Annotated in this window: 15 protein-coding genes and 3 riboswitches; of the genes, 9 read left to right on the top strand and 6 right to left on the bottom strand. The window is 65.2% G+C overall.

Annotated features, from left to right (window positions below; genetic code table 11):
• The first annotated feature begins 70 nt into the window (after positions 1–70).
• Positions 71–271, top strand: a riboswitch (cobalamin riboswitch).
• 100 nt (positions 272–371) lie between these two features.
• The 5 genes from cobG to NA619_RS03700 all read left to right on the top strand — a co-directional run bounded on the left by cobG (position 372) and on the right by NA619_RS03700 (position 5,717).
• A complete protein-coding gene (gene cobG / locus NA619_RS03720) occupies positions 372–1,706 on the top strand; it encodes a precorrin-3B synthase (protein ID WP_255960058.1) in 1,335 nt (444 codons plus the stop codon).
• Positions 1,699–2,325: a precorrin-8X methylmutase gene (locus tag NA619_RS03715; protein ID WP_255960056.1), complete on the top strand. Its 627-nt coding sequence runs from the start codon at positions 1,699–1,701 to the stop codon at positions 2,323–2,325. Before cobG ends, NA619_RS03715 begins: the two co-directional genes overlap by 8 nt.
• Entirely contained in the window at positions 2,322–3,071 is a 750-nt protein-coding gene (locus NA619_RS03710; RefSeq protein WP_255960054.1) for a precorrin-2 C(20)-methyltransferase, read from the top strand. The genes NA619_RS03715 and NA619_RS03710 overlap by 4 nt, the downstream gene beginning before the upstream one ends.
• A 44-nt stretch (positions 3,072–3,115) precedes the next feature.
• Positions 3,116–4,786, top strand: coding sequence for a precorrin-3B C(17)-methyltransferase (gene cobJ, locus NA619_RS03705; RefSeq protein WP_255960052.1), 1,671 nt, complete (start codon positions 3,116–3,118; stop codon positions 4,784–4,786).
• 44 nt (positions 4,787–4,830) lie between these two features.
• Positions 4,831–5,030: riboswitch (cobalamin riboswitch) on the top strand.
• A 36-nt stretch (positions 5,031–5,066) separates the two neighbouring features.
• Positions 5,067–5,717, top strand: a complete 651-nt coding sequence (locus NA619_RS03700; RefSeq protein ID WP_255960051.1) for an energy-coupling factor ABC transporter permease — start codon at positions 5,067–5,069, stop codon at positions 5,715–5,717.
• A gap of 24 nt (positions 5,718–5,741) precedes the next feature.
• On the opposite strand, the gene cobF is transcribed toward NA619_RS03700, so the two are convergent.
• The 5 genes from cobF to cobW form a co-directional block, all read right to left on the bottom strand.
• The gene (gene cobF, locus NA619_RS03695; RefSeq protein WP_255960049.1) at positions 5,742–6,512 is read right to left on the bottom strand and encodes a precorrin-6A synthase (deacetylating); all 771 of its coding nucleotides are present in this window, start codon (positions 6,510–6,512) and stop codon (positions 5,742–5,744) included.
• 33 nt (positions 6,513–6,545) lie between these two features.
• Positions 6,546–7,244, bottom strand: a complete 699-nt coding sequence (locus NA619_RS03690) for a vWA domain-containing protein (protein ID WP_255960047.1) — start codon at positions 7,242–7,244, stop codon at positions 6,546–6,548.
• Positions 7,226–8,239, bottom strand: coding sequence for an ATP-binding protein (locus tag NA619_RS03685; RefSeq protein WP_255960045.1), 1,014 nt, complete (start codon positions 8,237–8,239; stop codon positions 7,226–7,228). The genes NA619_RS03690 and NA619_RS03685 overlap by 19 nt, the downstream gene beginning before the upstream one ends.
• A 219-nt stretch (positions 8,240–8,458) precedes the next feature.
• Positions 8,459–12,190: a cobaltochelatase subunit CobN gene (gene cobN, locus NA619_RS03680; protein WP_255960043.1), complete on the bottom strand. Its 3,732-nt coding sequence runs from the start codon at positions 12,188–12,190 to the stop codon at positions 8,459–8,461.
• Positions 12,191–12,196: 6 nt separating this feature from the next.
• Positions 12,197–13,252: a cobalamin biosynthesis protein CobW gene (cobW, locus tag NA619_RS03675; protein WP_255960041.1), complete on the bottom strand. Its 1,056-nt coding sequence runs from the start codon at positions 13,250–13,252 to the stop codon at positions 12,197–12,199.
• Between the two features lie 95 nt (positions 13,253–13,347).
• Positions 13,348–13,566: riboswitch (cobalamin riboswitch) on the bottom strand.
• A gap of 113 nt (positions 13,567–13,679) precedes the next feature.
• Between cobW and NA619_RS03670 the strand changes: the two genes are divergently transcribed.
• Both NA619_RS03670 and cobM read left to right on the top strand, forming a co-directional pair.
• On the top strand, positions 13,680–14,141 hold the full coding sequence (locus tag NA619_RS03670; RefSeq protein ID WP_255960039.1) for a cobalamin biosynthesis protein: 462 nt from the start codon (positions 13,680–13,682) through the stop codon (positions 14,139–14,141).
• Positions 14,142–14,152: 11 nt separating this feature from the next.
• Positions 14,153–14,908: a precorrin-4 C(11)-methyltransferase gene (gene cobM, locus NA619_RS03665; RefSeq protein WP_255960037.1), complete on the top strand. Its 756-nt coding sequence runs from the start codon at positions 14,153–14,155 to the stop codon at positions 14,906–14,908.
• A 10-nt stretch (positions 14,909–14,918) separates the two neighbouring features.
• Here cobM and hrpB read toward each other — a convergent pair whose 3' ends face one another.
• Positions 14,919–17,444 carry an ATP-dependent helicase HrpB gene (gene hrpB / locus NA619_RS03660; protein WP_255960035.1) on the bottom strand — a complete coding sequence of 842 codons (2,526 nt, stop codon included), beginning with the start codon at positions 17,442–17,444 and terminating at the stop codon, positions 14,919–14,921.
• Positions 17,445–17,623: 179 nt separating this feature from the next.
• On the opposite strand from hrpB, the gene NA619_RS03655 reads away from it, so the two are divergent.
• Together NA619_RS03655 and NA619_RS03650 are read left to right on the top strand one after the other, a co-directional pair.
• The gene (locus NA619_RS03655) at positions 17,624–18,040 is read left to right on the top strand and encodes a polyribonucleotide nucleotidyltransferase (RefSeq protein ID WP_255960033.1); all 417 of its coding nucleotides are present in this window, start codon (positions 17,624–17,626) and stop codon (positions 18,038–18,040) included.
• The gene (locus NA619_RS03650) at positions 18,040–18,966 is read left to right on the top strand and encodes a cation diffusion facilitator family transporter (RefSeq protein WP_255960031.1); all 927 of its coding nucleotides are present in this window, start codon (positions 18,040–18,042) and stop codon (positions 18,964–18,966) included. Before NA619_RS03655 ends, NA619_RS03650 begins: the two co-directional genes overlap by 1 nt.
• The last annotated feature ends 46 nt before the right edge of the window (positions 18,967–19,012 follow it).

The raw sequence follows: 19,012 nt of genomic DNA, 5'->3' as shown, positions 1-19,012 counted from the left end.
TTCCCCACATCGCCAAGCCCTGCCTTTGTCGGGCGACAGGCTTGGCTGTCGCGTCGTCGGGCAAAGCGGGCATAATAGCGCCTTCGTCGGTGCCCGCCGCGACTACGCCAAGGGCCTAAGAGGGAATACGGAGCGATCTGATGATCGTGACCGAGCTGCCCCCGCAACTGTAAACAGCGAATCCTCCGCACGCATGCCACTGGGAAACCGGGAAGGCCGCGGATGATGAAGACCTGTCAGCCAGGAGACCTGCCGACGACGCTGGTCGCGAGTGCCAACATCGGGCGGGGTGTACCGATGCCAACGGAGTTCTCCGAACTCTGCCGGTCTGGTCGCCGCGTCTTTAGTTTCAGGTGACACCGTGCGCGACCATGCCTTCCATGACTGAACTGCCCGTTCCACACCCCAGCGCGTGTCCCGGCCTGCTGCGCATCGTGCAGGCGCTGGACGGTGGCATCTGCCGAGTCAAATTGCCCGGCGGCGTTCTTGCCGCGAGCCAGGCCCGCGCAATCGCCGAGGCAGCGCAGCGCTTCGCCAGCGGTGTGCTCGAGCTGACCAACCGCAGCAACCTGCAGATCCGTGGTGTACGTGCCGAATCGGAGCAAGACCTGATCCGCGCATTGCTCGCCGCGAATCTCGGCCCGTCGGTGGCCGATGCCGACGACGTGCGAAACCTCATGCTGAGCCCCGCTGCCGGGCTGGATCACCAGCAGCACATGGACACCCGTCCGCTGGCCGAAGACCTGCTAACCCTGCTGCAGGACAACCGAGCGCTGCACGCCTTGTCCGCCAAGTTCGCTATCCAGCTCGATGGCGGCGAGAGCCTGTGCATGCTCGAACATGCCCATGATCTCTGGTTGCGCGCCCTCCCCGGCGCCCCGCAGCAGCTTGTGTTCGGGCTGGCGGGTTGCCCGACTGACAGGCCTCTGGGCATGGTCGCTGCGGCGGACGCCGTACAGCTGGTCGAAGCGATCCTGCTGACCTTTCTTGAGTGCGCTGGCCCGGAGCAGAGCCGTATGCGCCAGCTGCTCGAATCCACCCCGGCCGAAGAACTATTGCGGCAGGTAAAGGCACGCCTGCCCATTGCTGTTTCGCCCGCGCCGGCCGATTGGCAACGGCACACCCCACCGGCAGACGCGCCATTTGGCATCGTCGCGCAACGCCAGCCAGGACTGGCGATGGTGGCGGCCAGCGCGCCGCTGGGGCGGATCGACGCTCAACAGCTTCTTGCTGTCGCCGAACTGGCGGGGCTGCACGGCGATGGCAGCCTACGACTGACGCCCTGGCAGGGCCTGCTGATTCCAAACGTGCAGATCCATGAGGCGGACACCGTACTCGCAGCCCTCGAACAAGCAGGACTGCTCACCAATAGAGCCGCCCCGCTGGCCACCCTGATCGCCTGCACCGGCTCCGCCGGCTGCGCGCGGGGCCTTGCCGACACTAAACACGACGCCCTCACACTGGCAGGCTGCCTGCAACAGCACGATGCCCGCCCGCAGGTACATCTCAGCGGCTGCTCGCGCTCATGTGCGGCCGCGCATGTCGCACCTTTCACCCTGCTTGCCGTGGGCGACAACCGATACCAGCTGTTCGAGCGCGCGGCAGGAATGGCCGGCTTCGGTCAAACACTGGCCTCACCTATGACCATCGACCAAGCGGGCGCATGGCTCGCCCAACACCACGCAACGGGACGCACCCATGCTTGATTACATCCGCGACGGTCAGGAAATCTACCGGCGCTCCTTCGCCACCATTCGTGCAGAAGCCGACCTCAGCGCGATTCCGCCTGACATGGAAAAGCTCGCCGTGCGGGTGATCCACGCCTGCGGGATGGTCGACATCGTCAGCGACCTGGCATTTTCTCCGGGCGCCGGTGCGGCTGGCCGAGCAGCGCTGCAGGCCGGCGCGCCGATCCTCTGCGACGCGCGCATGGTTGCCGAAGGCATTACCCGGCCGCGCTTGCCGAAGAACAACCGGGTCATCTGCACCCTGCACGAGGACGACGTGCCGGACCTCGCCAAGAGTCTCGGCAATACCCGCTCAGCCGCTGCGCTGGAGCACTGGCGTGAGCATCTGGAGGGCAGCGTGGTGGTGATCGGCAACGCGCCGACTGCGCTGTTCTACCTGCTGGAAATGCTCGATGCCGGCGCGCCAAAGCCTGCGCTGATCATCGGCATGCCGGTCGGTTTCATCGGTGCGGAGGAGTCCAAGGATGCGCTGGCGGCGGACAGCCGCGGCGTGCCCTACGTGGTGGTGCGTGGTCGGCGCGGCGGCAGTGCGATGGCGGTAGCAGCGGTCAACGCCATCGCCACGGAGGTGGAATGATGGCGGGCAAAGGACGGCTGATCGGTCTGGGCGTGGGCCCGGGCGATCCTGAACTGATTACGCTGAAGGCCCTGCGTCTGCTGCAGAGCGCGGCGGTGGTCGGTTATTTCGTGGCCAAGGCGAAAGCCAACAAGGGCCACGGCGGCAACGCCTTCGGGATCATCGAGCAACACCTGACCGACCAGCAGCAGCGCATGCCGCTGGTCTATCCGGTCACCACCGAAAAGCTCGCGCCGCCGCTCTCCTACGAGGATGTGATCGCAGACTTCTACGATACTTGCGCGATTCAGATTGCCGCCGAGCTCGACGCCGGGCGAGACGTGGCGGTGATCTGCGAAGGCGATCCGTTCTTCTACGGTTCCTACATGTACCTGCACGACCGACTGGCGGCGGACTATCCGGTCGAGGTCGTGCCCGGTGTTTGCTCGATGCTGGGCTGTACGTCGGTGCTCGGCACGCCACTGGTCTATCGCAATCAGAGCTTGTCGGTGCTGTCCGGCGTGCTGCCGGAGGCGGAGCTCAAGCAACGCCTGCGCGATGCCGAAGCAGCGGTGATCATGAAGCTCGGGCGCAACTTCGAAAAGGTCCGCCGCGTGCTGCAGGAGCTCGGACTGGAAAAGCGCGCGCACTACGTCGAACGAGCCACCATGGCCAATCAGAAGATCGTCCCGCTGGATGAGGTGGAGCCCATGTCGTCCCCGTACTTCTCGATGATCTTGGTTCCTGGCGAGAAATGGCGCGGCTAGCAGCCGTACCGAGCCCAACCCACGTTTTCTGATATCGGATCCCTATGCCCGACCCAGCCACCACAGCACCCGCGATCGTCGTACTCGGCGCCTCCGCCCTCGACACCGCCAGACGGATTCAACGCCTCTATCCGGGAGCACAGGTTCATGGGCTGAGCGGACGCGCTGACGAGGTCGACACGCCGTACGAAAACTTCGGCGAGCACTTGCGCGATCTGTATCGAGCCAATACCCCGATCATTGCGCTGTGCGCGGCAGGCATCGTGATCCGCAGCCTGGCCCCGGTACTCGGCGACAAGGACAACGAGCCGCCTGTGCTGGTGGTTGGCGAAGACGGCAGCGCCGTGGTGCCGCTGCTCGGCGGCCTGGCAGGCGTAAACCGGATGGCGCGAGAGATTGCCGCTGTGCTGGAAGTCAGCCCGGCCATCACCACCAGCGGCGAGCTGCGCTTCGGCGCCTGCCTGCTCTCCCCCCCGCCCGGTTACGTGCTGGCGGATCTGGAGCAGGGCAAGCGGTTCGTCAGCGACCTGCTGGCAGGTGCGCCTGTGTGCGTCGAAGGTCCGGCGCCCTGGCTGGATGAACTCAGCCTGCCGCTCGACCCGAGCGCGCAACACCGGGTGAGCGTCAGCCCGCTCAAGCAGGATGATGCTTCTACCCTGTGCATCCACCCCCAACAGGTCGCGATTCACGTCGAAAGCGGCGGCCCGGAATTGGATGCCGAGGTGCAGCGGCTGATCGATGAATCCGGCTTTTCTCTGCGCAGCCTCGCCTGCCTGGTCGCTCCGCTCGACCTCATGACCGACGCCGATGTGCAGTACACCGCCAACCAGTTGGGCCTGCCGATCCGTTACAGCGAGGACGCAGCGCAGCTGCCGCCGCCACACAGCCGCAGCCATCGCGCACGACTGCTACTGGCAGATGAGCCCATCGACATCGAGAAGATTGGTCAACCACGCGGCTCCCTGACGGTGATCGGCCTCGGCCCGGGCGCGGCCGAATTCATGGTGCCTGCGGCGCGGCAGGCACTGGACAGTGCGCAGGACCTGCTCGGTTACGAAACCTATATCCGCATGGCCGGCCCGCTACGGCCGGGTCAGATCAGCCACAGCAGCGACAACCGCGAAGAACTGCAGCGCGCGGGCCACGCGTTCGAACTCGCCGCCAGCGGTCGACGGGTCGTGGTGATCTCGTCCGGCGACCCCGGTGTGTTTGCCATGGCTGCCGCGGTACTGGAAGCGCTGCACGCATCAAGCGACCCGCGCTGGCACGCTGTGGATCTGCAGGTGCTGCCAGGCGTTTCCGCGGCGCTTGCCACCGCCGCCAAAGCCGGCGCGCCGCTGGGCCACGACTTCTGCATGCTCTCGCTATCGGACAATCTCAAACCCTGGGCGATGATCGAAAAGCGCCTGGAGCACGCAGCTTCGGCCGATCTGGTCATGGCCTTCTACAATCCCATTTCCAAGGCGCGGCCGTGGCAGCTCGGTCGGGCGTTGGAAATCCTCCGCCAACAGCGCAGCCCGGAAACCCTGGTGGTGCTGGGTCGCGATGTGGGGCGACCAGCCGAAGCGCTGACCGTCACCACGCTTGGCGAGCTAGTGCCCGAACAGGTGGACATGCGCACGCTGGTCATCATCGGCTCATCGCAGACCTGCCGATTTGCCAAGCCCGGCAGTGGCGAATGGGTCTATACCCCCAGAAGCTATCCGGACAACTGAACCGAACCCGCGTTTTAGACGTGATCAATACAGGCAAACCCATTACCCTAGCGACGCTTGATGGTTCTGCCCCAAAGGCAGAGGCAAGAGGGAAGCAGGTACGCCCACGGGCTATTCCTGCGCTGCCCCCGCAACTGTGAACGGCGAGTTCACCTGCAATGAAGTCACTGGCCTGATCGGCTGGGAAGACGCAGGTGCACGACGACCCGCGAGCCAGGAGACCTGCCATCAGCGTGCCGATCCCGGCGCCTTTCAACCCGCATCCCTCGGAGGGAGAACGATGCATATCGAACCTGGCGTACTCAACGCCGCAAAAATCGTCTTTGCCAACGCTGCTGCCGTTTCAACATTGGCGGTGTTCCTGCCCAAGCTGATGTGGCGGCCCGACATCTGGATCAAAACCCTGCTCGCCGCGCTGTTCTTCTCCATATTCATGGAGGTCTTTCACATGCCGGTCGGCGCCTCGGAGCTCCATTTCGTGGGTGCGTCGGCGGTGTACGTGATCTTCGGCTTCGTGCCGACGCTGTTCGGATTCGCCATCGGCTTGCTGCTGCAAGGGTTGCTGTTCGAGCCGACCGATCTGGTGCACCTGGCGGTCAACTCGCTGTCCCTGATCCTGCCGCTGATCGCCGCTCACGGCCTGCTCGGCCGGCACTTCTTCGCCGAAGGCGGGCGCGTGATTCGCTGGGCCGAAGTGGTCAAGTTCGACGCGGCCTTCTACGGCGGTGTAGTGCTGATGGTCGGTTTCTGGCTGTCGCTGGGTAACGAACCCACGCCGCTGCAGAATTGGGCGCTGTTCGCCGTGTCCTACCTGCCGCTGGTGTTGCTCGAGCCGCTGTTCACCTGCCTGGTTGTGCGCACGCTCAAGCGTTATGCGGACAACCCGCTGATCAGCCGCTTCACTACGGTCAAAACCCTCGCGACTGCCTGATCAGGCCAGGCCCGGCGCTGACGTTCAAGCCTCGTCAGCGCTGCGGCGACGCAGCAGATAGCTGTCCATGATCCAGCCATGCCGCTCGCGCAACTCGGCGCGGGTGCTGCGGATCTGCTCTTCAACCTCCCCTACCTTTCCGGCAATCAGCACTTCATCCGCAGTGCCCACGTATGCGCCCCAGTAGATATCCATCTCCTGATCGACGAACAGGCAATAGGTGTCCCGCGCATCAAGCATCACCAGCACACTATCCAGCCCCTCGGGAAAACCCTCGGCCAGTCGCCGGGCGGGCATGACCTGAAAGGCCTGGCCGATGCTGTTGAAGCAGACCTTATGCCTGGCCGCCAGCGCCTGCAGACTGGTGATGCCGGGAATCACCTCGTAGGTGATGGGCTCCGGGCTGGCTTGCACGATGTCCTCGACGATACGCAGCGTGCTGTCATACAGCGCCGGGTCGCCCCAGACCAGAAAACCGCCCACCTCACCATCGGCCAGCTCGTGGTGAACCATCTGCTCGAACACCCGCTGTTTGTCCTGATTAAGGTCGACGACGCTGGCCCGGTAGTCGGCGACACCTCGAACGCGCTCGGGGCATTCGGCTTCGACGAAGCGATACCCCGGCTGTTCGATGAAGCGCTCGCAGATGTGCTTGCGCAGGTGGATGAGTGAATCCTTCGAGGCGCCCTTGTCCATCAGAAAAAACACGTCGACGCGGTTCAGCGCCTTGATCGCCTGTACCGTCAGGAAATCGGGATCGCCTGCACCAATGCCGATGATCAACAGGGTCTTCACGGGGTGGGGCTCCATTCGCTAAAGATTTGTCGTTTAGACAGGGTCGTTCAGGGCCGCGAGCGTATCGATGTGTCGATACTCCGCGCCCAGTTGTTCGGCCAATTGCCGTGCGCGGCCTAGGCGAATAGGTGAGCTCTCGATATCCACCAGCAGGGCCGGACAGCGGCTTGGGTTCAGGGCTCCAGCGTCACGCAGCCGGCCATCCGTGAGGATCAGCAGTCGATGCTGTTCGGCGGGCTTCAGGCGTTGTCGACGCGTCTGCCAATCGGCCGCCTGCTGCAGTGCGTCCAGCAAGGGCGTACCGCCGCCGGCACCGAGATCAGCCAGCCATTGCTGCTGTGCAGCTTCGACCTTGCGGCCCGGCCACACCCAGTCGGCGCGCGTTCCGTTGGCTTGCATCAAAGCCAGACGGACACGTTGACGCCGTGCCTGTTCGAAGACTTCACCGAGCAGCCCCTTGGCCTTGCTCAGCGCGCCATGTCGACGCGTCGAGCCCGAAGCATCGACGATGACCAGCCACAGCTCGCTTGCCCGGAGGCTGCGGGGTCGCATCACCAGATCTACACGGCGGAGCGGTCTTCCGTTGAGCAAAAAGGTGGCTGCCCAGTCGATCCGTCCCGCTGCGCCACTGCGAGCGGCGCCCTGCCGACCACCGTTAATGCTGCCCGGTGCTGCTCGTGCATCCGCGCCGCGGGCGCTGGGTGGGCGGATGCTCAGGACTTTTTTGGCCATTGCGGCGGCTCTCGACGAGCGCCAACGGGCTGCGCCTGGGCCGGCATCTGCCCCCAGTCACCTGCTCCCTCGTTTTGCTGCCGAGGCGCGCTGGGCTGGTCGGGCTCACGTGGGGGCGGTGATTGCGGAGTCGATGAAGGAGGCGCTGCGCGGCCCTGACGATGGCGCAGCACGAAACCGGCGACGGCCTCGATATCTTCATCCTCGATTCGAGCCGAGGCGCGCCAGGCCGCATGAGCACGGGCCGCGCGCAGCCAGACCAGATCCGCTCGCAAACCATCGACTTGAGCTGCAAAGCAGCGCTGGCTGATCTGCTCCAGTGCGGCATCGTCCAGCGGGATGTCCAGCAAGAGTGTCCGAGCGCTCTGGCAGCGCGTTCGCAACGCCTCCTGCTCAACCGACCAGCTGGACAGGAACCTGACGGGATCGGCATCGAAACCCAGCCGGCGGCGCACGATTTCCGCTCGCTGAGCGGGCTGCGGCTGGGCATCGAGCGCAACGTTCAAGCCGAAACGGTCGAGCAGCTGCGGACGCAGCTCGCCTTCCTCGCTGTTCATGGTGCCGATGAGGACGAAGCGCGACGCGTGGCGATGGGACACGCCGTCACGCTCGACGTGATTGACGCCGCTGGAGGCTGCATCGAGCAACAGGTCGACCAGATGGTCCGGCAACAGATTCACCTCGTCGACGTAGAGCACGCCGCCATCGGCCTTGGCCAGCAAACCCGGAGAAAACTCGGCGCGTCCCTCGCCCAATGCGGCATCGAGATCCAGCGAGCCGACGATGCGTTCTTCACTGGCGCCCAGCGGCAAGGTGACGAACTGGCCGCTCGGCAGCAGGTCCGCCAGCCCGCGCGCCAGGGTCGATTTGGCCATGCCGCGAGGGCCTTCGATCAACACACCGCCAATCGCGGGATCGATTGCTGCCAGACAAAGGGCCAGCTTGAGGTCATCGGCTCCGACCACGGCGGCGAGTGGAAAATGGCTATCGGGCATGGCAGGCATCCGTGGGAGCGAAAAGCGGTACGTAGGATGGGTTAGCAGCGCAGAACGCCGGACGACGATACGCAGGCGATCGTGATGCGCCGCGTAACCCACCACGCGATGGCACGTGCTGCACCGATGGCGGGTTACGCCACAGCGATATCCTGCTAGCAAAGGACAAGCGAGACTCGCGGCCAGTCCGCTCCCGTGGCTCGAAGGAAATGCGCCTGCTCATGATTCCTCACTGTCGATCAGCAGGTTTTCCAGCGCTTCCCGATACTCGCCTGGCTCTTCCCAGAGACCGCGCTGCTGGGCTTCCAGCAGGCGTTCGAGGATGTCTTTCAGCGCTTCGGGATTGTGCTGCTGGATGAACTCCCGAGTGTCGCCGTCCAGCACGTAGGCATCCGCCAATAGCGCGTACTGGTGATCGTCGATCAGTTCGGTGGTGGCATCGAAGGCGAACAGGTAATCCACCGTGGCAGCCAGTTCGAACGCGCCCTTGTAGCCGTGGCGCTTCATGCCGGCGATCCACTTGGGGTTCGCCGCACGCGAACGCACCACCCGGCCCAGCTCTTCTTTCAGGCTGCGGATTTTCGGGTTGTCCGGCTGGCTGTTGTCGCCGTGGTAACTCGCGACCGACCCGCTGCGCAGGGTCTCGGCGGCGGCCAGCATGCCGCCCTGAAACTGGTAGTAGTCGTTGGAGTCGAGAATGTCGTGTTCGCGGTTGTCCTGATTCTGCAACACGGCCTGAACCTGCTGCAGCCGCTCGGCGAAGCGCGCCCGCGCCGGCAGGCCTTCGGCATCCTTGCCGTAGGCATAGCCGCCCCAGTTCAGGTAGACCTCGGCCAGGTCTTCGCGGCTCTGCCAGCGGCGGTCTTCGATGACGTTCTGCACGCCGGCGCCATAGGCGCCCGGCATGGAGCCGAAGATGCGCCAGCCGGCCTGACGCCGCGCCTCCGGCTCATCAAGGCCACCGTCTTCAAGTTCGAGCGATTCGCGCCAGACCCGAGCCGACAGCGGGTTCATGTCCTCTGGTTCGTCGAGATCGGCCACCGCCTGCACCGCCTCGTCGAATACGCGGATCAGGTTGCTGAAGGCATCGCGGAAAAAGCCGGAAACCCGCAGCGTCACATCCACCCGCGGCCGACCCAGCTCTTCGAGCGGCACGATCTCAAAGCGTTCCAGACGCCCGCTTCCCGCCTGCCAGACCGGTCGCACACCCAGCAGCGCCATGGCCTGGGCGATATCGTCGCCGCCGGTGCGCATGGTCGCGGTGCCCCACATGGACAGGCCAAGTTGCCGCAGATAATCACCGTGATCCTGCATATGCCGTTCGAGCAGCCGCTCGGTCGCCTGCACGCCGATTCGCCAGGCCGTAGGCGTCGGCAGGTTGCGCACATCGACGGTGTAGAAGTTACGCCCCGTCGGCAGCACATCGATACGTCCCCGGCTCGGCGCACCACTGGGGCCAGCAGGGACGAAACGGCCCTGCAATGCGGCCAGCAAGCCGGCCATTTCTTTGCTCCCACAGCTGTCGAGCAATGGTGCGATCCGGCCTCGCAGCTGCTGCACCACGTCACGACTGGCGGGCCCGACACCTGCGGATTCGCTTTCGATCATCTCCAGCGCAAGCAGCTCCAGCCGCTCACGGGTATCGCCCGCGGTGCGCCAGAGACTGGCGTCGCAGTGTGCCAACAGGTCCGGACGCGGCCCGTGCCAGGCCGCCGCCATGTCGCAATCGACGGGGTCAAAGCCCAGGGCCAGATCATCGGCCAGGGCGCGCAGCAGACTTGCATTGGCGCCCTGCCCGTCACCACGCGGAATACGCAGCAGCGCGAGCAAGGTGTCGCGCCGCAGTTGCCCGCCGGGAGACTCGCCAAAGACGTGCAACCCATCGCGTATCTGCGACTCTTTCAGGTCGCAGAGGTAGGCATCGAGCTGCGGCAGCCAGCTGTTCGGATCGTCGCTGAGCTGCAGCCCCAGCTCTCGGTCGAGATTGGCCGCACGCACCAGCACCAGGATCTCGCTGCGCAGCTCGGCCGCACGGCGCAGGTCGAGCTGGCTGGCTTCGTAGTACTCATCGGCCAATCGTTCGATGTCGCGCAGCGGGCCGTAACTTTCGGCGCGGGTCAGCGGCGGCATGAGGTGATCGATGATCACCGCCTGGGTGCGCCGTTTGGCCTGAGCGCCCTCGCCCGGGTCGTTGACGATGAAGGGATAGATATTAGGCATGGCGCCGAGCACCACGTCCGGCCAGCAGCCGTCGGACAGACCGACGCTCTTGCCGGGGAGCCATTCGAGATTGCCATGCTTGCCGACGTGGATGACCGCATCGGCGCCGTAGATTTTGCGCAACCATCCATAGAACGCGAGGTAGCCATGCGGCGGCACCAGATCGGGATCGTGGTACATCGCAGCGGCGTCCAGCTGATAACCACGCGCCGGCTGGATGCCAACGAAGGTAGAACCGAAACGCAGCCCGGCGATCATCAGCCGACCAGCCCTAAACATCGGGTCCTGCTCGGGCGCGCCCCAGCGATCGATCACCGCCTGCTGATTGGCGGCCGGCAGACGATCGAAGAACGCCCGGTATTCCTCCAGCGACAGGCTCTGGGCACAGGGCCGCAGGTCGAGGTTGTCGAGATCGTTGGTGACGCCACCAAGTAGCTCATGGATCAGCGCAGTGCCGCTCTCGGGCAGGTCGGCAACCGGATACCCCTGCGCCTGCAGCGCACGGAGGATGTTCAGAGCGGCGGCCGGGGTATCCAGGCCGACGCCGTTGCCGATGCGGCCGTCTCGTGTGGGGTAGTTGGCCAGGATGAGGGCGACGCGCTTGTCACTGTTCGGCAGCCGCGCCAGTCGGGTCCAGCGCCAGGCCAGCTCTGCCACGTGGTCCATGCCCGGCAGATGCGGCTGGTAGCAGATCACGTCGCTCTGGCTGCGCTCGCTGCGCCACGCCAGGCCCTTGAAGCTGATGGGTCGGGTGATCAGCCGACCGTCCAGCTCCGGCAGCACGACATGCATCGCCAGGTCACGCGAGCCCAGACCCTGGGCATTGGCATGCCACTGTTCATGATTGTCCAGCGCGCAGATGGCCTGCAGCACCGGCACGTCCAGCCGAAACGGCCGCAGGTTTGGCGCGTCCGGGCTGGACTGGGCGAAGCCCGTGGTGTTGATGATCACCGCGGCGCCGCTCTGCTCCAGCCAGGCTTCGACCTGCGTCAGACAAGCCGCCTCCTTCAGGCTCGCAACTGCGATGGGCAAGGGGTTAAGCCCTTGGGCAGTCAGCCTCTCGCAGAAGGTATCGATAAAGCCGGTGTTCGCCGCCTGCACTTGAGTGCGATAGAAGATCAGGCCAACCACCGGTGCATCCGCGCGCCAGTCGCGCTGCCAGTCAGCCAGCGTCGCGGATGGATGATGCGGGTGATAGATCGCCACCCGCGCCAGCGCCTCTGGCTCGTGCCAGGGGTAGTCACGGCCCAGCCAACGGTTGGCGATGCAATGGAAAAACTGCCGCGCGTTGTCCAAACCACCCTGGCGCAAGAACTGCCACAGCCGGTGGCTATCCTCGGCCGGCACGTTGCTCAGCTCGCTCAGCTCGGGATCGGCACAGTCATCGCCCGGGACCATGATGACGGTAGCGCCGCGCTGGCCTAGCTCCACCAGCCGCTCGATCCCGTAGCGCCAGTAACTGACGCCACCGTGCACGGAAATCAGGATGACCTTGGCGTGCTGCAACACCTGCTCGACATAGAAGTCGATGGACGCGTTGTTGCCCAACTGCGCCGGGCTCGCCAGCCGCAGGCTGGGGTAGTCCTCGGGCAGTTGTCCGGCCACCTCGGCAAGCAGTGACAGGTGCGAATCACCCGTGCACAGCACGACGATGTCCCCAGGCGTCTGGCCCAGGTCGGCAATGCTGTCGGCCGGCAATTGCTGGCCGGGCTGGGTGCGCAGCAGATGCACGGCCGGTCAGCCCGCCAATGCAGCGTTCAGTTCGGTATCTATCGCCGACGGGTCGAGTGACTGGCCGATGATGATCAGCCGGCTGACGCGTGCTTCACCAGCCTGCCAGGGACGATCGAAGTGCTTGTCGAACCGTTGCCCGACGCCCTGCAACAGCAGGCGCATGGGCTTGCCCGGAACCGCGGCGAAGCCCTTGATGCGCAGGATTCCGTGCTTGATCACGGCGCTCTTCAATACGTGCAGCAGCTTGTCTTCAGGCACCTCCGGCAGCTCGACCGCGAACGAGTCGAAGGCTTCATGATCGTGTTCTTCATGGCCTTCGAGATCGTGATGCGTCTTGCGCCCATCGATGTGCAGCTCGGTTTCGCAATCGAGACCCAGCAGCACGTTCAACGGCAGCTCGCCGCCGTGCGCCTCGATGACCTTGACTGCTTCGGGAAGCTCCTCAGCCACCTCGGCCCGCACCGCAGCGAGCGCCTCGGGGCTCAGCAGGTCGGCCTTGTTGAGGATGACCAGATCGGCACTGGCCAGCTGATCGGCGAACAGCTCGTGCAGCGGCGACTCGTGATCGAGGTTGGGATCGAGCTTGCGCTGAGCATCGACCTGATCGGGGAAGGCGGCAAAGGTGCCGGCCGCCACCGCCGGGCTGTCGACCACGGTGATCACCGCATCGACGGTGCAGGCGTTACGGATCTCAGGCCAGTTGAAGGCTTGCACCAGCGGCTTGGGCAATGCCAGGCCCGAGGTTTCGATGAGGATATGGTCGAGATCGCCCCGGCGCGCCACCAGCTCGCGCATGACCGGGAAGAACTCTTCCTGGACGGTGCAGCAGAGGCAGCCATTGGCCAGTTCGAAAACGCGGCCGTTGGCCTCTTCTTCGCTGCAGCCGATGGAGCACTGCTTGAGGATCTCGCCATCGATGCCCAGCTCGCCGAACTCGTTGACGATCACGGCGATCCGCCGCCCTTCGGCGTTGGCCAGCATGTGGCGCAGCAAGGTGGTTTTGCCGGCGCCGAGAAAGCCGGTGACGATGGTGACGGGAAGTTTGGAAAGGGTTTTCATCGTGGCCCTGCGAGCATCGGAAAAAGATGAGCAGGCAGGCGGACACTTACGTGGCGACAACGCGCCAACAAGCACCACCGGAGCACCCCGCCCGGTTGTCAATGTGTGGCGAGGCAGGTCTCCTGGCTCACGACCGGGCGACGCATGGCGCGTCTGCCATCACCCTCGCCTTCCCGCGTCATGCGCAGTGGCTGGAGCGCCAGCTACTCGGCGCACCCAAGGGTCAGTCATTTACAGTTGCGGGGGCAGCCACGGCTTTCCGTGTTCCCTCTTAGCTCTGGCAGCGCCAGAGAACCTCGACCCGTGAAGGCTACGCAGAGCCTGAGAGCGGGTCAATCGCCACGGTTGACCTCGGGAAAAGCTTCGTGGTGTCCTTGCGCGCCCTTTGTTCACACCGTGCCAGCCGCGGTCCATACGCCCGAGCGCCATGCCCATCCAGACCGCCCTAAACGATCCAGCCGCATCCAGCCCCCGAGCAGGGTCAGGCGGATCGTTGTACGTCGCGGGTCTTGGATGCCGCCAGGGGTGCAGCCGGATCGAGCTCGAGGCGCTTCTGCATCGTGCGTTACGCGAGCATGGATTGACGATCACCGCGCTCAGTTGCCTGGCCAGCAGTGAGCGAAAAGCGGACGAGCCGGGCCTGCACGAGCTGGCAGCGCACCTGGCGTTGCCCCTTGCCTTGCTGTCAGCCGCGCAGCTCGCGCCTTATGATGCGGCGCTCAGCGAGGCCTCGCCGCTCAGCAAAATGCTGACCGGCAGCGCCGGACTCGCCGAGGCCAGCGCCCTGGCACAAGCCGATACCCTGAGTCACGACAAAGCCCGGTTGCTGTGCAGCAAGCTGCGTTCTGCCAATGCGACCTGCGCGCTCGCCGTCGCCCGCCTTTCCTGATTGGAGTTTGCATGACCGTCTATTTCATCGGCGCCGGCCCTGGCGACCCGGAACTGATCACCGTCAAAGGGCAGCGCCTGGTGCGTAGTTGCCCGGTCATTCTCTATGCCGGCTCGCTGGTCCCTGCCGCCGTGCTCGAAGGCAACAGCGCCGAGCTGGTGATCAACACGGCGGAGTTGCACCTGAGTGAAATCATCGAGCTGATCCAGCAGACCGATGCCAAGGGCCAGGACGTGGCACGGGTACATTCGGGCGACCCGTCGCTTTACGGCGCCATCGGCGAGCAGATTCGTCATCTGCGCCGGCTGGGCATCGCCTTTCAGATCATCCCGGGCGTGACCGCAACGGCCGCCTGCGCTGCACTGCTGGACGTCGAACTGACGCTGCCGCAGGTCTCCCAGACGCTGATCATGACCCGCTACGCCACAAAATCCGACATGCCACCCGGTGAGCAGCTGCATGATCTGGCGCGGCACGGCGCAACCATGGCGATACACCTTGGTGTGCAGCACCTGTCGCGCATAGTGGCCGAGCTGTTGCCGCATTACGGCGGGGATTGCCCAATTGCCGTGGTGCACCGCGCCAGCTGGCCCGATCAGGATTGGGTCATGGGCACGCTGGCGGACATCGAGGCGAAGGTCAGCGAGAAAGGCTTTCGCCGTACTGCATTGATCCTTGTCGGCCGGGTGCTGACGGCCGAGGCGTTTGCCGATTCGGCGCTATACAACGTCGACACAAGACACCTCTATCGGGCGCCGAAAGACTGAGTCCTGCGGCTTACTTCCGTGGTTTGACCCGCGCCGTCGGTTCGGCGATCAAGGGGTCGTCGGGCCAGTAATGTTTGGGATATCGGCCTTTGAGGTCCTTCTTCACCTCGATGTAGGTGTTGGCCCAAAAGCTAGCCAGATCCTGGGTCACCTGCACCGGCCGGCGCGCGGGCGACAGCAGATGCAGCTTCACCACTTGCCGGCCGCCAGCGATGCGCGGCGTGTTGGCCAAACCGAACAGTTCCTGCAGACGCACCGCCAGCACCGGCGGTGATTCGTTGTAGTCGAGCCGCACGCGCGAACCGGATGGCACGGCAATGGCGACCGGTGCCAGTTCGTCGAGTCGCTGTGGCAGCGGCCAGAGCAACAAGGTCGCGAGCATGCTCTGAAGGTCGAGCCCAGCGAAGTGCGCCAGCCGCGAAACCTTGCCCAGATACGGCAGCAACCAGTCTTCGAGCCGCTCCAACAGTGCCGCGTCGCTGACGTCGGGCCATTCACTTGAGTCGCCCGTGCGCAGATCGAGCTGCCTGAGCAGGCCGATCCGCGCCTGCCACTGGCGCAGCTCCGGGGTCCAGGGCAGCAGCTCCAGACCCTTGCGCCGCACCAGCCCGAGCAGCGCGCGGCCACGGGCCTCGTCATCCAGCCCCGGCAAGGGTTCGCGACTGAGGATCAGCTCGCCGACGCGCCGCTGCCGCTCGGCGCGCAGCACACCTTCGCGCTCGTCCCATTCCAGTTCGTCGCGCTGGCTGACCTGCTCGGCCAGCACCTCCTCGAACAGTGCGGGGTCCAGTGCCGCCGCGCGGTAGATGCGCTCCTCGCGCTGGCCCTGACGACTGCCCAGTTCGGCGATCACCAGCCAAGCCTCTTTCATCAGGGCGTCCGGCTCGCCGAATACAGCCGCTCGACCGTTGGCCAGTCGATATTCGCCGCCGCCATCACGGCGCTGCCGGGCGATCCGGTCGGGATAGGCAAACGCCAGCAACGCGCCGTGCCAGCGATGATCGGAAGCATCGACCGGTGTCGGCGCCGAAGGCCCGCGCAGCAGGCCGCGAAACTGTCGGGCCAGCTGGCGCACCCGTTGTGCGCCGGCATGCCGCCCCGCGCTGCCGTCGAGCAGGCCGAGACGGGTGGAAATGTCAGCGCCGCCGCGCTCGCCGCCGCGCTGGATATCGCGCTCCACCAGCAGTGCAGCGAGATCGGCGGCCAGCGGCGCGAGGCCCAGCGCCTGACCGCGCAGCAGCAGATGGGCGATACGCGGGTGAGCGGGCAGTTCGGCCATGGCCTGGCCGTGGGCCGTCAACTGCCAGCCGCCGCGAGCACTCCGACCGAGCGCACCGAGACGCTCCAGCAGATCCTGCGCCTGCCGGTAAGCCGCAGCAGGCGGCTTGTCCAGCCAGGCGAGCTCATCCGGCTCGACACCCCAGCGCGCCAGCTGCAGCGCCACGCCGGCCAGATCCGCCTGTAGGATTTCCGCATCCCCATAGGCGGCCAGCTGGGCGTGCTGGTCTTCGGACCAAAGCCGGTAGCAGGTACCGGGTTCCAGGCGTCCAGCCCGCCCCGCCCTCTGCGTTGTGGACGCCAGTGAGATACGCCGTGTTTCCAGCCGCGTCATGCCGCTGCCGGGATCGAAGCGCGGCACCCGCGCCAGCCCCGCATCGACCACCACCCGCACGCCTTCGATGGTGAGGCTGGTCTCGGCGATGTTGGTCGCCAGTACCACCTTGCGCTTGCCGGCGGGCGCGGGTTCGATGGCCGCGCGTTGAGCCATCAACTCCAGTTCACCGTGAAGCGGGCAGAGCATCACTTCGCCCCGATCCGCCAGCTGCTCGGCGAGCATGTCATTCACGCGGCGAATTTCGGCCTGCCCCGACAGGAAGACCAGCACGCTGCCCGGCTCCTCATCGAGCGCCTGCAGCACGGTCTGCACCACACGCGGCTCAATTCGCTCGCCAGCTTGAAACGGACGCCCCCAACGCTGCGCAACCGGGTACATCCGCCCTTCACTGCGCACCACCGGCGCCTCGTCGAGCAGAGTGGAGAGCCGCGCGCCTTCCAGCGTCGCGGACATCAGCAGGAGTTTTAGTGGTTCTTCGCGCAGCAGCACTCGTGCGTTCAGGGTCAGCGCCAGGGCCAGATCGGCATCCAGGCTGCGCTCGTGGAACTCGTCGAAGATCACCAGCCCGACATCTTCAAGCGTCGGATCATCCTGCAAGCGGCGCGCAAGAATGCCTTCGGTCACCACTTCGATACGGGTGTTCGGCCCGACCTTGCTTTCGAGCCGGATGCGATAGCCGACCGTTTCACCGACCTTTTCGCCCAACTCGCTGGCCAGCCGCTCGGCCGCTGCCCGGGCTGCCAGGCGACGCGGTTCGAGCATCAGGATTTTTTGCCTGGCCAGCCAAGATTCACCCAGCAGCGCCAGCGGCACGCGGGTGGTCTTGCCGGCGCCGGGGGGCGCTTCGAGTACCGCTTCGTCACGGCTTTGCAGGGCCTGGCGCAGCGCCGGAAGGGCTTCATCGATGGGCAGGGAAATCATGGGTGCTCCGCTTTCGGGGTCGCGATTATAGCGGGCCCGGGCTCACACGCAGCGGCGAACCGAGCCGGGGCCACGGACATCGCAACGATGCCGAACAGAGCGCACCTCAGGAGTGTCTGATATCGAGAAAACATCACGCAGCCCTTGTATAGTTGCGCCACTTTTCCCGGAGGTCCTTTATGCGTACTCGTTCCCGTGTCATCGGCGGCGTGCTGGCCGTCTCCCTGGTTACCCAACTGACGGCGTGCGGCACGCTGTTCTACCCGGACCGCCGTGGACAGATCGACGGCAAAATCGACCCCGCCATCGCGATCGCCAATGCTGTGGGCCTGTTGTTCTATGTGATCCCTGGCCTGATCGCTTTCGGTATCGATTTCGCGACCGGTGCGATCTATCTGCCGGAGGGCAGCTATTCGATGGCACCCGAGAAACTTCAGGAAGCCATCGGGGCCGACGGCGTCGTAGACCAGGCCAAACTCAAGGCCATTATCGAAACGGAAACCGGTCGCAACCTGCCGTTCGATGACCCTCGCCTGATCCAGCACAGCGGTAGCGTCGAGCAACTCGCCGCCTTTGGACTCCGTCCGGCCGCCTGATGCAACACACCCGCGAGCGCAAGGGCGTCAGCGCCGAACACGCCAGGTTAATGCGCCGGGCCACACGGCTCGCACTGGCGGTCGCACTGACGCTGGCCGCGAGCAAGGCACTGGCCTGGTGGCTGAGCGGGTCGGTCAGTCTGCTGGCCGGGCTGACCGACTCGCTACTGGATGGCGCCGCCTCGCTGCTCAACCTGCTGGCGGTGCATTACTCGCTGCGCCCGGCCGACGATGATCATCGCTATGGTCATGGCAAGGCCGAAGCCCTGGCAGGGCTGGGTCAGGGTGCTTTCATTTCCGTCAGTGCGATCCTGGTCTGCGTCCAGGGTGTGGACCGCATGCTGCATCCGCAACCGCTGGGTGCGCCAACACTGGGCATCGCTGTGATGCTGCTGTCGCTGGCGCTGACCGTGGCGCTGCTGATGTACCAACGGCATGTGGTGCGCGAAACCGGCTCCACGGCGATTCGCGCGGACTCGTTGCACTACCGCTCCGATCTTCTGCTCAACGCCAGCATCCTCGTCGCCCTCGTATTGGCTGGCTACGGCTGGGAGCGTCTGGACGCCGTATTCGGCATCGCTATTGCGGCGTACATCTTCTGGAGTGCGCTGAGCATCGTTCGTGAAGCGGGCGCGGTGCTGATGGATACCGAGCTTGCGCCCGAGATCAGCGAACACATGCACCAGCTCGCATGTGACGTGCCCGGGGTGGTCGGTTGCCACGACCTGCGCACCCGGGTTTCCGGCACCCGTTGGTTTGTGCAGATGCATCTGGAGTTACCCGGGCAGCTGCCGCTGATCGAGGCGCATGCCTTGTGCGAGCAGGTCGAGGCGGCAATTCATGCCAGGTACCCTCGGGCGGAGGTGCTGGTGCATGCTGATCCGTTAGAGGTGGTGAAGCCGAAGGGCGGGACAGGATCCGATTGACGGATTCGCCGATCCGCGCGATCTGTTTACAGGCGATTACCGAGTG

The organism is Stutzerimonas stutzeri, from assembly GCF_024448895.1.
GTDB classification, from domain to species: domain Bacteria; phylum Pseudomonadota; class Gammaproteobacteria; order Pseudomonadales; family Pseudomonadaceae; genus Stutzerimonas; species Stutzerimonas stutzeri_Q.
Note: the sequence above shows the minus strand (reverse complement) of the source record. Positions and strands in the feature narration are given on the sequence as shown.

Excerpts from the sequence above, each read along its gene's own strand:
- cobG (WP_255960058.1), top strand. The coding sequence starts at position 372 with ATGCCTTCCATGACTGAACTGCCCGTTCCACACCCCAGCGCGTGTCCC.
- NA619_RS03715 (WP_255960056.1), top strand. The coding sequence starts at position 1,699 with ATGCTTGATTACATCCGCGACGGTCAGGAAATCTACCGGCGCTCCTTC.
- NA619_RS03710 (WP_255960054.1), top strand. The coding sequence starts at position 2,322 with ATGATGGCGGGCAAAGGACGGCTGATCGGTCTGGGCGTGGGCCCGGGC.
- cobJ (WP_255960052.1), top strand. The coding sequence starts at position 3,116 with ATGCCCGACCCAGCCACCACAGCACCCGCGATCGTCGTACTCGGCGCC.
- NA619_RS03700 (WP_255960051.1), top strand. The coding sequence starts at position 5,067 with ATGCATATCGAACCTGGCGTACTCAACGCCGCAAAAATCGTCTTTGCC.
- NA619_RS03690 (WP_255960047.1), bottom strand. The coding sequence starts at position 7,244 with ATGGCCAAAAAAGTCCTGAGCATCCGCCCACCCAGCGCCCGCGGCGCG.
- NA619_RS03685 (WP_255960045.1), bottom strand. The coding sequence starts at position 8,239 with ATGCCCGATAGCCATTTTCCACTCGCCGCCGTGGTCGGAGCCGATGAC.
- cobW (WP_255960041.1), bottom strand. The coding sequence starts at position 13,252 with ATGAAAACCCTTTCCAAACTTCCCGTCACCATCGTCACCGGCTTTCTC.
- NA619_RS03670 (WP_255960039.1), top strand. The coding sequence starts at position 13,680 with ATGCCCATCCAGACCGCCCTAAACGATCCAGCCGCATCCAGCCCCCGA.
- cobM (WP_255960037.1), top strand. The coding sequence starts at position 14,153 with ATGACCGTCTATTTCATCGGCGCCGGCCCTGGCGACCCGGAACTGATC.
- hrpB (WP_255960035.1), bottom strand. The coding sequence starts at position 17,444 with ATGATTTCCCTGCCCATCGATGAAGCCCTTCCGGCGCTGCGCCAGGCC.
- NA619_RS03655 (WP_255960033.1), top strand. The coding sequence starts at position 17,624 with ATGCGTACTCGTTCCCGTGTCATCGGCGGCGTGCTGGCCGTCTCCCTG.
- NA619_RS03650 (WP_255960031.1), top strand. The coding sequence starts at position 18,040 with ATGCAACACACCCGCGAGCGCAAGGGCGTCAGCGCCGAACACGCCAGG.